General features: G+C 68.2%; 11 protein-coding genes. 6 read left to right on the forward strand and 5 right to left on the reverse strand.

What is annotated here, in order from left to right; genetic code table 11:
- Positions 1-12: 12 nt before the first annotated feature.
- The 3 genes from ABE546_RS13930 (at position 13) to mgtE (ending at position 4,043) form a co-directional block, all read left to right on the forward strand.
- Complete coding sequence (locus ABE546_RS13930) at positions 13-1,377, forward strand: TolC family outer membrane protein (RefSeq protein ID WP_121039628.1); 1,365 nt, start codon at positions 13-15, stop codon at positions 1,375-1,377.
- Positions 1,378-1,835: 458 nt separating this feature from the next.
- Complete coding sequence (locus ABE546_RS13935; protein ID WP_313209148.1) at positions 1,836-2,504, forward strand: hypothetical protein; 669 nt, start codon at positions 1,836-1,838, stop codon at positions 2,502-2,504.
- Positions 2,505-2,660: 156 nt separating this feature from the next.
- Complete coding sequence (mgtE, locus tag ABE546_RS13940; protein WP_346464135.1) at positions 2,661-4,043, forward strand: magnesium transporter; 1,383 nt, start codon at positions 2,661-2,663, stop codon at positions 4,041-4,043.
- A gap of 48 nt (positions 4,044-4,091) precedes the next feature.
- On the opposite strand, the gene waaA is transcribed toward mgtE, so the two are convergent.
- Positions 4,092-5,390 (reverse strand): lipid IV(A) 3-deoxy-D-manno-octulosonic acid transferase, encoded by a 1,299-nt coding sequence (gene waaA / locus ABE546_RS13945; RefSeq protein WP_313209146.1) that lies wholly within the window; start codon positions 5,388-5,390, stop codon positions 4,092-4,094.
- A 95-nt stretch (positions 5,391-5,485) separates the two neighbouring features.
- Here waaA and ABE546_RS13950 point away from each other — a divergent pair, with 95 nt between their 5' ends.
- Positions 5,486-6,406, forward strand: coding sequence for an LpxL/LpxP family Kdo(2)-lipid IV(A) lauroyl/palmitoleoyl acyltransferase (locus ABE546_RS13950; protein ID WP_313209145.1), 921 nt, complete (start codon positions 5,486-5,488; stop codon positions 6,404-6,406).
- A 97-nt stretch (positions 6,407-6,503) separates the two neighbouring features.
- Here ABE546_RS13950 and ABE546_RS13955 read toward each other — a convergent pair whose 3' ends face one another.
- From ABE546_RS13955 to ABE546_RS13970, 4 genes are all read right to left on the reverse strand, one after another.
- On the reverse strand, positions 6,504-6,959 hold the full coding sequence (locus tag ABE546_RS13955) for a transposase (RefSeq protein WP_313209144.1): 456 nt from the start codon (positions 6,957-6,959) through the stop codon (positions 6,504-6,506).
- Positions 6,960-7,066: 107 nt separating this feature from the next.
- Positions 7,067-8,311 (reverse strand): O-antigen ligase family protein, encoded by a 1,245-nt coding sequence (locus tag ABE546_RS13960; protein WP_346464137.1) that lies wholly within the window; start codon positions 8,309-8,311, stop codon positions 7,067-7,069.
- 58 nt (positions 8,312-8,369) lie between these two features.
- Positions 8,370-9,482, reverse strand: a complete 1,113-nt coding sequence (locus ABE546_RS13965) for a glycosyltransferase (protein WP_313219632.1) — start codon at positions 9,480-9,482, stop codon at positions 8,370-8,372.
- Between the two features lie 15 nt (positions 9,483-9,497).
- The gene (locus tag ABE546_RS13970) at positions 9,498-9,695 is read right to left on the reverse strand and encodes a zinc-finger domain-containing protein (RefSeq protein ID WP_019183790.1); all 198 of its coding nucleotides are present in this window, start codon (positions 9,693-9,695) and stop codon (positions 9,498-9,500) included.
- Positions 9,696-10,083: 388 nt separating this feature from the next.
- Here ABE546_RS13970 and ABE546_RS13975 point away from each other — a divergent pair, with 388 nt between their 5' ends.
- On the forward strand, positions 10,084-13,434 hold the full coding sequence (locus ABE546_RS13975; RefSeq protein WP_346464139.1) for a GH92 family glycosyl hydrolase: 3,351 nt from the start codon (positions 10,084-10,086) through the stop codon (positions 13,432-13,434).
- Positions 13,431-14,129 (forward strand): basic secretory protein-like protein, encoded by a 699-nt coding sequence (locus tag ABE546_RS13980; RefSeq protein WP_313209140.1) that lies wholly within the window; start codon positions 13,431-13,433, stop codon positions 14,127-14,129. Before ABE546_RS13975 ends, ABE546_RS13980 begins: the two co-directional genes overlap by 4 nt.
- The last annotated feature ends 289 nt before the right edge of the window (positions 14,130-14,418 follow it).

Consider the following 14,418-nt stretch of genomic DNA (forward strand, 5'->3'; position numbering starts at 1 on the left):
AAGGAAGCCGCAATGATCCGCCGATCCCTCGCCTTTGCGCTGGCCGCCGCCCTGCTGCCGATGACCGCCTCTGCCGCCGACCTGCTGCAGGTCTACGAAATGGCGCGCAACGGCGATCCGCAGCTGTCGGCTGCCGAGTCGACCCGTCTGTACGACAAGGAAGGCGCTGTGCAGGCGCGTGCCGCCCTGCTGCCGCAGCTCAACGGCGAGGCCTCGCTCAACCGCAGCCGCACCAACCCGAACCATGATCTGACCTCCAGCTCGTTCACCACCAAGAGCCGGAACTACACGATCAACGGCAGCCAGACCGTCTTCAACTTCACCCAATTCGCCAACCTGCGTTCGCAGCGCGAACTGAGCCGCGCAGCGGATTTCACCCTCGATTCGGCCAACGACGACCTGATCGTGCGCACCTCGGCGGCGTACTTCAACGTGCTGGTGGGCATTGAATCGCTGTCGGCCGCGCAGACCAACGAAGCCGCTGCCAAGAAGCAGTTCGACTTCGCCGACAAGCGCCTGGAAGTGGGCCTGGCGCCGATCACCGACGTGCACGAAGCCCGCGCCCAGTACGACCAGGCGCGCGCCAACACGATCATCGCGCAGAACACCTTGGCCGACGCCTACCAGGCGCTGACCGAACTGACCGGCCAGCCGGTCACCGACCTGCGCGCCCTGCCGGCCGATTTCCGTCCGGAGCTGCCGGCCAAGTACGCCACCATCGATACGCTGGTGAACGAGGCCGTTGCGCAGAACCCGGCGCTGAAGGCGCAGGAACTGAAGGTCAACGCTGCCGAATCCGGCGTCTCGGCCGCCCGCGGCGCGCACTACCCGACCCTGTCGCTGGGTGCCACCGCCGGCAAGTCGGCCAGCTGGGGTGATGTGGTCGGCGACGGCGGCAGCAGCTTCAGCCCGGACCGCCGCACCAACAGCGTCGGCCTGACCTTGAACGTGCCGATCTTCTCCGGCGGCGCCACCCAGTCCGGCGTGCGCCAGGCCCTGGCCCAGCGTGATATCGCCCAGGACGGTTACGAGCAGCAGAAGCGTGCCCTGGACCGCAACACCCGCAATGCCTACCAGACCCTGGTGGCGGGCATCAGCGAAGTGGAAGCGCGTCGCCTGGCGGTCGTGTCGGCACAGAGCGCCTATGACGCTTCGCAGGTCGGCCTGGAAGTCGGCACGCGTACCGTGCTGGACGTGATCCAGAACCAGCGCATCCTGTTCTCCGCGCAGCTGGACTACGCTAACGCCCGCTACACCTTCCTGCAGAACCGCCTGCAGCTGGGCCAGGCGGTCGGCACGCTGGACATCGCCGAACTGCAGGACATCAACCGCCTGCTGACCCAGAAAGCGGCCACGCCGAGCACCACCGTCAACTGATCGACGGCGCAGCGCGTGACAAAAAACCACCCGCATGCGGGTGGTTTTTTTATGCGTGCACGGGGTTGATTCCGACACCTCGCGCGCGTCACACACGCGATCACTGCCGTGGCGATTTCATCGCGCAATGCCTACCCGCGCACACTCTCCACCGTGAACCGGTCCACAGTCCGGTACGTGTCGTTGAAAATGGCTTGACCCCTCGGCATGGGCCGACTATGGTCCGCCCCGCACCACCTTCCCTTTCCCTCCAGAGGCCCCCTCCTTGGACAGTCATAGTCGATCTCGTTGCTGCTCCTGAGCCGACGGACCCACTGACCCCAAGGTCGGTTCCGTCCGCACAGGACGGGGCCCACCGGCGCAGCTGACACGCTCGCCCGCCTCGCATCATCCGTATCGCCGTTCCACCGACCCCAAGAAGGGTGCCGCTGGCGTTTCCGTTTGCCTGGAGATTGCCCATGCACGTTTTCCGTGTGTTCGCCCTGCCGCTCGTGGCCGTGGCGATGCTTCCGTTCGACACCCGCGCCGCCGCCAGCCTGATGGTGGATGACGCCTCGATCACCGATGCCGGTCGCTGCCAGCTGGAAAGCTGGGGCCGCCATACCGATGCCGGGGCGGAGTGGACCGCCGTGCCGGCCTGCACCTTCGCCGATACCGAGTGGTCGCTCGGCGTGAGCCATCAACATGCTGCTTCGTCCACGCAATGGGCGCTGGGTGCCAAGCGCGTGCTGCGCGACATCGACCAGCGCCGTTGGGGCCTGGCGCTCAGTGCGGGCGTCGGCAGCGACTGGCGTCACCTGCGTGGCGATGACTGGGGCATCAACGCGCCCCTGACCCTCGCCCTTGGCGCAAGCGATCGCACGCTGCTGCACCTCAACCTGGGCTGGGCCCGCACGGCCGGCGCACGCGGCCGCACCGAGGGCATCGGCCTGGAAATCGTCACCGCCCCACACTGGTCGCTGCTGGCCGAAACCGCGCGTGACGTCACACGCCAGCGCAGCAGTCAATTCGGCGTCCGCCACGAACTCTGGCGCGGCGCCAGCGTGGATCTGCTGGCCGGTCGTGTGCATCACCAGCGCGATGGCCACTGGATCACGCTCGGCTTCAATCTGGCCTCTGCACCGTAACGCCCTGCGTGCCGACTGACGGCACCGACCGACCGGACCGCGTGCACCTCCGCACACGGCCCATGCACCCACCGATACCTGCCCCGCTCGAGCCCTGCCCGCGCGTCGGCCTTGTGTACCTCAGCGCGCTGCGCTGCTTTTTGCTGGAGAACCACCATGAACCGCGAAGACCTCCTGTTCTCGATCCGCACCCTCTCGCTTTCCCTCGACACGGCCGGCTTTGTCAGCATCGCCTCGGCCACGCATCCCTCCGACCTGGTCGATGCGCTCGATGCGCTGAGCGTGGACAAGACACTCCCCTTGCTGATGATGCTCGACCCGCAGGCACGCGCCGAGCTGTTCGCGCACTTCACCGAGATACGCCAGGATCAGCTGCTGGCCGCGATGCCGCGCGAGGCGGTGGTGCAGCTGTTCGAACACATGCCCTCGGATGACCGCGCCGATCTGTACAACCGGCTCGGCGATGATGCCAAACAGAAACTGCTGCCGGCACTGACCAAAGTCGAGCGCGACGACATCCTCAAGATGGCGTCCTATCCCGAAGGCACGGTCGGCTCGGCGACGACGTCCGATTATGTGTGGGTGTCACCGGAGATGACCGTCGCGCAGGCGCTGGCCCATATCCGCGCCACTGCGCTGCACAGCGAGACGGTGAACATCCTGTTCGTGCTCGACCACACGCTGCGGCTGCGCGGCACGGTGGCCCTGCGTGATCTGGTGTTGGCCAACGAGAACCGCACGGTCGCCTCGATCATGCATGAGCAGCCGGTCGCCGCAAAGGCGCACTGGCCCAAGCTGCAGGCCGCCGAACTGATCCGTCGCTACGATCTGCTCGCGCTGCCGGTGACCAATGGAGGGGACCGCATGATCGGCATCGTCACCGTGGACGATGCGATGGACATCGAGAAGGAACAGGATGCCTCGCAGCTGGCCCGCTTTGGCGGCACGGCCAGCGGAAACGGGAACGATCTTGATGTGCGCAGCACGCCGCTGAAGCAGATGTTCCGGGTACGTGTGTTCTGGCTGGCGATCCTGACCTGCTTCGGCATCGTCACCAGCACGTTTGTCGCCGCGCAGGAGGAGCTGCTGTCGCAGGTGATCGTGCTGGCCGCCTTCATCGCCCCGATCGTGGACATGGGCGGCAACACCGGCAGCCAGTCAGCCACGCTGGTGATCCGCAGCATGGCGCTGGGGGAACTGAAACTGAGCTGGCGCGATGTGTGGTTCGTGATCCAGCGCGAACTGCCGGTCGCGGCGGGGCTGGGCATCACCATCGCCGTACTCGAAGCGATCCTGGCCTACTTCAGCAAAGGCGTGGGCATGGACGTGCTGATGGTGGTGGGCTCGAGCATGCTGGTGTGCACCGCGTTGGGCGGCATCATCGGCGCACTGCTGCCCTTCGCCGCACGCCGCATCGGGGCGGATCCGGCCACGCTGTCGGCCCCGTTGATCACCTCGGTCATGGACCTGATCGGCGTGTTCATCTACTTCGGGTTCGCGTATGCCTTCCTGGGTGACCTGCTGGTCTCCGCGGGCTGATGGATCGGCAGGCCTGGTCGCCGCGCATGGCGGCTAGGCCGGTCTCGATCACGCCACCGGCGGCGGCAACTGCGGGGCGATCAGGGCCACGGTGCGCTTGAGCGCACCGCGGCCGTTGCTCACCAGCGCACACCCCGCGCGCGCCATGTCTTCGCGTGCCTGCGGATCGCGAAGCAGGGTCAGCAGTGCATCGCCGACACCGTTGGCATCCTCGGCGATCACCACCGCACCGGCTTCGCGCATGCGCCGGGAAATCTCGGCGAAGTTGTGCAGGTGCGGGCCGGTGACGGCGGCCGTGCCCATCGCCGCCGGCTCCAACAGGTTGTGCCCGCCGATGGCCTGCAGGCTGCCGCCGACGAAGGCCACCTGCGCACAGCCGTAGAACGACATCAGCTCGCCGAGCGTGTCGATGACGAAGACATCCGTATCGGCCTGCGGCCACTGCTGCTGGCGGCGTGTCGCGACCTTCCAGCCCTGCTCGCGGGCCAGCGCTTCCACCCGCGGGAACCGCTCGGGATGCCGCGGCGCCCACAACAGCAGCAGCCCCGGCATCGCCTCGCGCAGGCGGCGGTGTAGATCGAGGGTGGCCTGCTCTTCGCCCTCGTGCGTGCTGGCGGCGATCCAGACCGGGCGCGTAGCGGGCACCAGATCATGGAAGCGCGCGATGAAGTCCTGCACGTTCGGCGTGGCGATGTCGAATTTCAGATTGCCCAGCGGCTGCACCTGGTCCGGGCGCGCCCCGAGCTGGATGAAGCGCTCGGCATCATCGGCCGACTGTGCGGCCACGCAGGTGACCGTGCGCAGTGCACGGCCGATCAGCGGCCGCAGCAGCCGATAGCCACGCAGCGAGCGCGCCGACAGTCGGGCATTGAGAATGTAGACCGGAATCCGGCGGTCGCGGCAACCGAACAGCAGGTTCGGCCACAGCTCGGTTTCCAGGATCAGCGCCAGGCTGGGCTTGAAGTGACCCAGGAAGCGGCCGACGCTGCCCGGCACGTCGTAGGGCAGGTACACGTGGTCGACCGCATCCCCCCATAGCGCGCGGACCCGTTCGGAGCCGGTCGGGGTGATGGTGGTGATCACCCAGCGGATGTCCGGGCGCAGCGCGCGCAGGGCATTCACCAGCGGCGCGGCGGCATTCACCTCGCCCACCGAGACCGCGTGCAGCCAGACCCGCGGCTGGCCGCTGGAGTGCGGATAGGAGGCATAGCGCTCATCCCAGCGCTGGAAGTACTCGCGCACCCGGAAGCCCCGCCAGACCAGGTGGTACACGGTGATCGGCAACAGCAGGTACAGCACGGCCGAGTACAGGCCGCGCAGGATCCATTCGACAGGACTTTTACGCATGCGCAAAGGATACGGGAGCGGCGCGGGGAAGACACGCCGCGCCGCCGTGATGGCCGCGCCGGGACGCATCCGGGCGCATCCATTAGAATCGAGGCATGTCCGATAACGCTTCCACCGCCACCCGGCCGTCCCTGCGCAATCCGCGCCACTGGCCGACCTTCGCTTTCATGCTGGTCGCCTTCGCGATCGCCCGCCTGCCCTGGATGCTGCAGCGCGCGCTCGGCCGCGGCGTCGGCACGGTCGCCTACCGGCTGGCCAGCAGCCGTCGGCGTGCCGCCGAGGTCAACCTGAAGCTGTGCTTCCCCGAGAAGGACGACGCCTGGCGCCAGCGCCTGCTGCGCGACAGCTTCGACGCGCTGGGCGTGGGCATCTTTGAATTCGCCCGGGCCTGGTGGGGCAGCATCGACAGCATCCGCCCGCAGGTGCAGATCGAAGGGCTGGAGCACCTGCACCGCATGCAGGCGCAGGGCCGTGGCGTGCTGCTGGTCTCCGGCCACTTCATGACCCTGGAGATGTGCGGCCGCCTGTTGTGCGACCACGTGGAGCTGTCCGGCATGTACCGCAAGCACCGCAACCCGGTCTACGAATGGGCGGTGAAGTTCGGCCGCCTGCGCTACGCCAAGGCGATGTACGCCAACGAGGATATCCGCGCCACCGTGCGGCACCTGAAGAAGGGCGGCTTCCTCTGGTATGCCCCGGACCAGGACATGCGCGGCAAGGACACGGTGTTCGTGCCGTTCTTCGGCCACACTGCCTCGACCATCACCGCCACCCATCAGCTGGCCCGGATGACCGGCTGTGCGGTGATCCCGTATTTCCACCGTCGCGAAGGCGGGAAGTATTTCCTGAAGATCGGCGCACCGCTGGAGAATTTCCCCAGCGAGGATGTCGAGGCCGATACCGCCCGCGTCAACCAGGCCATCGAAGCGATGGTGCGCGAGGCGCCGGACCAGTACCTGTGGATCCACCGCCGCTTCAAGCGCCAGCCCGGTGGGCGGAGCGATTACTACCGGTAAAGCGACCCCATGGGTGGCTGCACGCCCCCCCTCGGTAGAGCCACCCCATGGGTCGCTGCATGGTGCCAGACCGCGGGCAGCCACCCATGAGGCGGCTCTACGCTTCCATGGGCCACCGCGACCACGCGTGCGGGTACTCCCCCAGCGCACTGGCCAATCCCGCACGTATCGGGTTGGCGAGGATGTACAGCGCCTGACGGCGCAAGGATTGCTCATTTCTCACGGCGTGGTCGAAGTACCCGTGCTGCCAGAGCTTTCCCGTTCGCTGCAGACGCTCATTCAACAATCGGCTGCTGCGTGATTTGAACAGCAGCATGCAGCGAGCCAAGGTGGCTTGCCGCAGTTGGATCAACCAATGCACGTGGTCCGGCATTACCACCCAAGCTAACGTGCAACTGACCCCGCAACGATCCATGTAACGCAGCGTGTCGATGATTACTTCTGCATTGAGGGGATCCTCGAACCACTTGCGCATGTCGTGCGTGGTGGTGGTGAGCGCGTAGCAATACCCTGGATGCGAGTATCGGCCGCGTTGGAGGCGTGGGCTGGCCATCGCACGAGGGTGCGTTGACCGGCGCGTGGAGCCCATCGGTGGATGGCGCGCGTGTGCGTCGGTATGTCCCCATGCCCGGGCCACAAGCAGCCACGCATGGCGTGGCTCTACCTGTCGTCGCGTGCCAACAGACTGCCCGCATACAGCGCGGCCAGCAGCAGCGTGAGGCCGCCCCAGAAGGTCGAGTAGAACGCCAGATGGGTATTGAGCGGGAACACCGTCACCGCCAGTGCGAGCATCGCCGGGCGCGCGCGCTCGCGGGCCTCGGGGGGTGCAAAACGCCACGCGCGCCACGCCTGGGCCACGGCCGCCAACCACAGCAGCAGGCCGAGGAGGCCGGTTTCGGCGAGGATCTCGAGCACGATCTGGTGCGCGTGGAGTGCTGGGCCGGCGCCCCACACTTCCTGGGCGGCCGGGTCCGGATTGCACGCGGGGTAAGCGTCGCGGAAACCACGCGCACCGACGCCGTTGATCGGATGCGCCTCGATCATGCAGGTTGCTGCGGCCCATATCTGGGCGCGGCCGGACAATGCCTGATTGACGCCGTCGTTCTCGCCCTCCCACGCCATGGCGGTGCGCGCGACCCGGTCACCGACCTGCGGCACGCTCACGGTGAGGACGATCGCCCCCACCGCGCCGACCGCAACGCAGGCCAGCAGCCCGCGCACGCCGATCAGCCGCCAGCCGGAGAGCACCAGCACCAGGGCATAGGTCAGCCACGCCGCGCGCGAACCGGCCAAGACCAGCACGACTCCCACTGCGGCGGCCACCAGTGACCAGCCGAGAATGCCGGCACGCCGTGAGGCGGCGAACAACAGGAACGGCGAGAGGCTGGCCAGCACCTGGCCGAATTTGAGGTTGCACGGGCCGAGCACGCCGCTGAGGCGATCCACCGCCGCCATCTCCTGCGGTGAACACAACCCATGGCCGCTGACCGCCCACTTGAGCTGATCCATTGACCAGAACAGCGGGCTGCTGCCGACGATCGCCTGTGCCAGCGCATCCACCGTCCACAGCCCGGTGATCACCGCCAGCCCGCCCAGCGTCAGCGCGCGCCGCTGCGGAGTCGCCACGGCGATCGCCACCAGCCACATGAACGGCAGATAGCGCAGGCCGGCGGCCGCCTTGCGCCACGCAGTGCCGGGGTCGATCGCATCGAAGGCGGAAAATGCCTGCGGCAGCCAGTAACCCAGGAACAGGATGCTGGTCAGTGCCCACGCAGGACTGCTCAGCAGACGTTGCTTGCCCTGCAGGCGCAGCTGCACCATGCGCACCGCCGCGTACAGCGCGCCCAGCACCAGCACGCCCTCGGCGATGCCGGGCAGCGGCCACAACGCGACAAACGCAATCACCCACCACGGCGCCCAGCGGCCCGCACGGGAGCCCGGCGAACCGGGAAGGACGGTGGGCTCAGCCGATGAGGGAGGTATAGAGCTGGAGCGTGTCACGCTGCATGGCCTGCAAGGTAAACGGGATCCGCGTCGGCAGTGAGGGCGGCTGCAGCAGCAACTGCTGCGCGCGCGCCAGCAGTGCATCGGCGTCGCCCAAGGGTACCGCGCCGGAGGGTTGCAGCTGAGTCAACAACTCGCCGACGCCGCCATGGTTCCAGCCCAGCACGGGGCGGCCCACCGACAGCGCTTCGACCACGGTGCGGCCAAACGCTTCGGCCTTGTCCGAGAGCTGCAGCACCAGATCACTGGCCGCATAGGCCTGCGCGATGCGCGAGGTCGGCGCGGTCATCAGCACGGCATCGAACACACCCAGGCTGCGCGCCTGGGCGTCCAGTTCGGCGACATAGGATTCGCGGCCCGGCTCGCGCGTGCCCGGCATCCACAGCTTGGCCGGCACGCCGGCGGCATGTAGTCCTGCCAGCAGGCTCAGCGCGTGGCGATGCCCTTTCAGGCGGGTGCCACGGCCAGGCAGCAACAGCAACGGTGCCTCGCCGACCAGCGCGGGATGCTGCTCGGCCACGGCCAGGCGCGCACGCCGATCCTGCCGGCCCACGCGCGGGAACTGCGCGACATCGACACCACGGGGTATCACCTGCAGGCGCTCGGCCGGCACACTGGGGTAGTGCGCGCGCACGAACTCACGCACGCTGTTGGACACGCAGATCACGCGCTCGCCGCTGGTCATCACCGCGCTGTAGCGACCAGGCGAGTTGAGCCCGTGCACGGTGGTGACCCAATGTGGGCGTGTCGCCGCCGGAAGATTGCGCACGGCGTACAGGCCCAGCCAGGCCGGCAGCCGCGAGCGCGCATGCACGATGTCCGCGCCCACCTCGTTGAACAGGTTGCGCAGGGTCAGCACATGGCGCAGCGTCAGCAGCGATTTGCGGCCGATATCCAGGGTCAGGTGTTCGGCGCCACTGGCGAGCAACGGCTCGACCAGGCGCCCACCGGCGGACACGACGATGGCCCGGTGGCCGGCGGCAACCAGGGCGGAGGCGATCTCAAGGGTGGAGCGTTCGACCCCGCCGGAGTGCAGCGCCGGCAGCAGCTGCACCACGGTCAGTCGGCGCACAGTGTGGTCCGCGGATCAGTCGGCGAGCACGAACACGGCGCCGCAGTACGGGCACGCGGCCTCGCAGTTGGGCTCGTCTTCGATCGGCAGGTACACGCGCGGGTGCGAGTTCCACAGCGCCATTTCCGGCGTCGGGCAGCTCAGCGGCAGGTCGCTGCGGTGCACGGTGTAACGCTTCTCGGCATTGGCGGGCGCGGTGGCGGTATGGCTCATGGCGTGGACACACAAAGGGGGGTTGCGAGACCGCCGATTCTAGCATCTGGCGGCCGCCGAAGGCCGCTGCACCTCGCCGGGCACGGCGCGGCGCCGATCACGGCATCGTAGCGGCCACCGGTGTTTTTAAATCGATCCAAATTCATTGTCAACAATGGGCGTTGAAACGAATTTGCCGGATTTAGATCGAACTAATTTCACTTGTCAGGGCCAGTTGTCGTGATGCAGGATCGTCCGGGTACCGATCATCGACCCGATCGCCTGCCCGCCCCCCACCGGACATGCATCGCCTCTTTCCTGCCGTCTGCCGACGGCTGGGGCGACGCCGTCCGCCGTGGCCATCGATGCGGGTCCTGCCTGCCGCCTGCACTTCCCGGGAGACCCTTGCATGACCCTGTCCGACCTGCGCCCCGCCCGCCGCGCCCTTCCCCTCGCCCTGGCCCTGGCCTGCGCCTCGATCGCCCTGCCGGCTGCCGCGCAGGGCCTGCAGACCTCGTTCGAGCCGGGTCAGCCCGCCCCGGCCGCCGGCGACGGCGCGCTGCAGGTGCGGATCGGCACCGGGCCGGTGGCGCCCTATGCCGCCAAACCCGGCGTCGGCTACAGCGGCCTGCATGCGCTGCAGTACGCCAGCGCCGGCGGCCACGCGCGCCGCCAGCTGTTCACGACCGACCTGGCCATCGACGCCGATACCACCCTGTCCTGGCTGGTGCTGCCCGAGATCGTCGGCAAGGACACCGTCGCCTCGACCTACGTCTCGCTCGATCTGGCGCTCGACGACGGTAGCCGCGTCTCGGCCAGCACCGCACGTGATCACCACGGCGTGGCGCTGGGTGCGCGTGCGCAGGGCGAATCGAAGACGCTGTACCCGCAGCAGTGGGCGCGCAAAGCCGTTCGCCTGGGCGACACCCCGGCCCTGCGCGGGCGTCGCGTGGTCGCGCTCGAGTTGGAGGTGGCCAGCGCCGACGGCGCACCGGTGGCCGGCTGGATCGACGATGTCCGCCTGGACGCGCAACCGCGCAGCACGCCGCAGCGTCCCTCCGACTGGGTGCTGACCACCCGCGGCACGCAGGCCAATGGCACCTTCTCGCGCGGCAACAATTTCCCGGCCACCGCCGTGCCGCACGGCTTCAATTTCTGGACGCCGGTGACCGACGCCGGCTCACTGACCTGGCTGTATCGCTGGAACGAGCAGAACGATACGGCCAACCGGCCCCGCCTGCAGGCGCTGGCGCTGAGCCACCAGCCCAGCCCGTGGATGGGCGACCGCCAGACCTTCCAGGTGATGCCGTCGGCGACCCGTGGCGTGCCCGAGGCCGACCGCAGCAAGCGTGCGCTGAGCTTCTCGCGCGACAATGAGCAGGCCCGCCCGTACCGCTATGACGTGCGCTTCGACAACGGCATCGCCGCCTCGATCGCACCGACCGACCACGCCGCGGTGTTCCGCTTCGCGTTCCCCGCAGGCGGTGATGCCAACCTGCTGTTCGACAACGTCGACGCGCGCGGCGGGCTGACGCTGGATGCCGCCACGCAGACACTCTCCGGCTATACCGACACGCGCAGCGGCCTGTCCACCGGCGCCACCCGCATGTATGTGGTGGCCAGTTTCGACCGCCCGTGGCGCAGCAGCGGCACGGTGAAGACCGGCCGCCCGACCGGCTACATCAAGTTCGATGCGGGTCCCGACCGTCGCGTCTCCATGCGCATCGCCACCTCGTTGATCTCTGTCGAGCAGGCCCGTCATAACCTCGCCCTGGAAGTGGCTGCTGCCGACGATGTGGATCGCGTGGCCGCGCGTGCGCAGGAGGCGTGGGACCAGCGCCTGGCCCGCTTCGATGTGGGCGATGCCAGTGACGACCAGAAGACCACCTTGTACTCCAACCTGTACCGCCTCTACCTCTACCCCAATTCCGGCCATGAAAGCGCCGGCACCGCGGCGGCACCGGACTGGCGTTATGCCAGCCAGGCCAGCGCCTCGGATGAGAACACCGATGGCAGCGCCACGCGCAGCTTCGCGCCGGTGCGCGACGGCAAGGTGTACGTCAACAACGGCTTCTGGGATACCTTCCGCACCACCTGGCCGGCCTATGCGCTGTTCACCAAGGACGATGCCGGCGCGCTGGTGCAGGGTTTCCTGGAGCAGTACCGCGCCGGTGGGTGGGTCGCGCGCTGGTCCTCGCCCGGCTACGCCGACCTGATGGTGGGCACCAGTTCGGACGTGGCCTTCGCCGATGCGTGGCTGAAGGGCATCGGTGGCTTCGACCCGCAGGAGGCCTACGCTGCCGCGCTGAAGAACGCGACCGTGGTGCCACCGGACCGACACGTCGGGCGCAAGGGCATGGACCGTTCCACGTTCCGTGGCTATGCCACCGCCGATGTGCACGAGGGCATGTCGTGGACGATGGAAGGCGCACTCAACGATTTCGGCGTGGCCAACATGGCCGAGGTGCTGGCCAAGCAGGCCGATACGCCGGCCGCGCGCGAACGCTATGCCACCGAGGCCGACTACTTCCGCCACCGTGCGGGCACCTACGCCACGTTGTTCGATCCCGCCGCAGGCTTCTTCCAGGGTCGCAAACCAGATGGTAGCTGGCGCATGGACGCCAAGGACTATGACCCGCGCGTGTGGGGCCATGACTACACCGAATCCAACGGCTGGACGTTCGCTTTCACCGCCGCGCACGACGGCGAAGGCCTGGCGGCGCTGTACGGCGGGCGCGCGCAGCTGGCGGCCAAGCTGGACACGTTCTTCGCCACGCCGGAGACCGCCGACGCCGCGTTCTCCGGCTCCTACGGCGGCACCATCCATGAAATGACCGAAGCGCGCGATGTGCGCATGGGCATGTACGCGCACAGCAACCAGCCGGCGCACCACATTCCGTGGATGTACCTGTATGCCGGGCAGCCGTGGAAGACCCAGCAGCATGTGCGCGAAATCCTGTCGCGCCTGTACCTGGGCAGCGAGATCGGCCAGGGCTACCCGGGCGATGAGGACAACGGCGAGACCTCGGCGTGGTATCTGTTCGCCTCGCTGGGCATCTACCCGCTGCGCATGGGTGCACCGGAGTACGTGATCGGCTCGCCGCTGTTCCGCCATGCCCGCGTCGAGCTGCAGGGCGGCGCGGTACTGACCGTCAACGCACCGGAAAACTCGGACCGCAACATCTACGTGCAGTCGCTGAAGGTCAACGGCACGCCGTGGACCAAAACCTGGCTGCCGCACGAGTTGCTGGCCAAGGGCGCCACGCTGGACTTCGTCATGGGCCCGGAACCCTCGCGCTGGGGCACCGGCCCGGATGATGCACCGCGCTCGCTCACCGCGCGCGGCCAGCAGCCGGCCCTGCTGCATGATCTGCTGGGCGGTGGGGCCACCGCCCAGCTCGGCGATGGCCGCGCGGCGGAGGCCCTGATCGATGACGATGCGGCCACGGCACTGCCGTTGGGCGGCTCGAGCACGATCACCTTCAGCAACGTCGCCGCGGGCACGCCGTCGATGTACACGCTGACCAGCGGCAATGGCCCCATCCGCGGCGGTGAATGGACCCTGGAAGCGCGCACCACCGGTGGTCGCTGGGTGCAGGTCGACCAGCGCCGCGGCGAAGCCTTCGCCTGGGCGATGCAGACCCGACCGTTCCGCATCGCCCAGCCGGGCCGCTACGGCGAGTACCGGCTGCGCATCGGTGCACCGGGTCGCCTGCAACTGGCGGAAGTCGAACTGCTCGCACCGGCGGCGGCGCGATGAGCACTGCCCTGCCGATCACCCGCTGCCTGCTGACCGCCCTGCTCGTCAGCGCCGGGCTCGCCGATGCGCACGCATTCGAGACCACGCAGACCCGCGAGGACGTGACCCTGCACTACCGCGACGCCAGCGATGCGCTGGCCGCGCCGGTCCGGGAGCGCATCATCGAGACCTTCTTCGGCGCGTATCTGCGCGAGCGCGCCGATTTCCATCCGGCCGCACCGACGCAGGTCGGCATCGTGATCGACCCGGCTTACGACGGCATCGCCTTTGTCGGCGAGAAGGCGCAGGCGGCGACGATCACGATCAACCCGGCCTGGCTGGCCAAGCACCCGGGTGACATCGATCTGGTCACGCATGAGGCGATGCACATCGTGCAGGGCTACCCGGAGTACGCCAATGCGCGCGTGCCGGGCTGGCTGGTGGAAGGCATCGCCGATTACGCGCGCAACCGCTACGGCAAGGACAACGCCGGGGCGGGCTGGGCATTGCCGACGCAGGTCAAACCGGAGCAGAACTTCGATACCGGCTACCGGGTCACCGCTGCGTTCCTGGCGTGGAGCGAGGCGCAGCACCCCGGGCTGGTGAAGGCGCTGGATGGCGCCCTGCGTGAGGGCCGTTATACGCCGGCGCTGTGGGAAACGCTCAGCGGTACATCGCTGCCGCGGTTGTGGGCGCAGTACGTGCGGACACGCTGATTGCTCCGCGGGCCTGATCGGCGGCTGCGAGGAGCCGGCCAGCGGCCGGCACTACCGGTGCCATCGGTCCCATCGGTGCCATCGGTCCCATCGGTCCCATCGGTGCCCATCGGTGCCCATCGGTGCCCACGGGGCCCACGGTGCCATCGGTGCCCACGGGGCGATGCAGGTACCGACGGTGGGTCGGTAGGCTTTCGTGGGTCAGCGCGCGCCGACCAAGCCGGCGTACAACGCGAACAACTGCTGGAAATACCGCTTCGTGCGTGGATCGCGCATGACACTGTTCCCG

It is taken from the genome of Stenotrophomonas sp. TWI377, assembly GCF_039674525.1.
Taxonomy (GTDB): domain Bacteria; phylum Pseudomonadota; class Gammaproteobacteria; order Xanthomonadales; family Xanthomonadaceae; genus Stenotrophomonas.

Coding starts and splice junctions, on each gene's coding strand:
- waaA (WP_313209146.1), bottom strand. CDS start 5,390: ATGCGTAAAAGTCCTGTCGAATGGATCCTGCGCGGCCTGTACTCGGCC.
- ABE546_RS13980 (WP_313209140.1), top strand. CDS start 13,431: ATGAGCACTGCCCTGCCGATCACCCGCTGCCTGCTGACCGCCCTGCTC.
- ABE546_RS13955 (WP_313209144.1), bottom strand. CDS start 6,959: ATGGCCAGCCCACGCCTCCAACGCGGCCGATACTCGCATCCAGGGTAT.
- ABE546_RS13950 (WP_313209145.1), top strand. CDS start 5,486: ATGTCCGATAACGCTTCCACCGCCACCCGGCCGTCCCTGCGCAATCCG.
- ABE546_RS13970 (WP_019183790.1), bottom strand. CDS start 9,695: ATGAGCCATACCGCCACCGCGCCCGCCAATGCCGAGAAGCGTTACACC.
- ABE546_RS13930 (WP_121039628.1), top strand. CDS start 13: ATGATCCGCCGATCCCTCGCCTTTGCGCTGGCCGCCGCCCTGCTGCCG.
- mgtE (WP_346464135.1), top strand. CDS start 2,661: ATGAACCGCGAAGACCTCCTGTTCTCGATCCGCACCCTCTCGCTTTCC.
- ABE546_RS13975 (WP_346464139.1), top strand. CDS start 10,084: ATGACCCTGTCCGACCTGCGCCCCGCCCGCCGCGCCCTTCCCCTCGCC.
- ABE546_RS13935 (WP_313209148.1), top strand. CDS start 1,836: ATGCACGTTTTCCGTGTGTTCGCCCTGCCGCTCGTGGCCGTGGCGATG.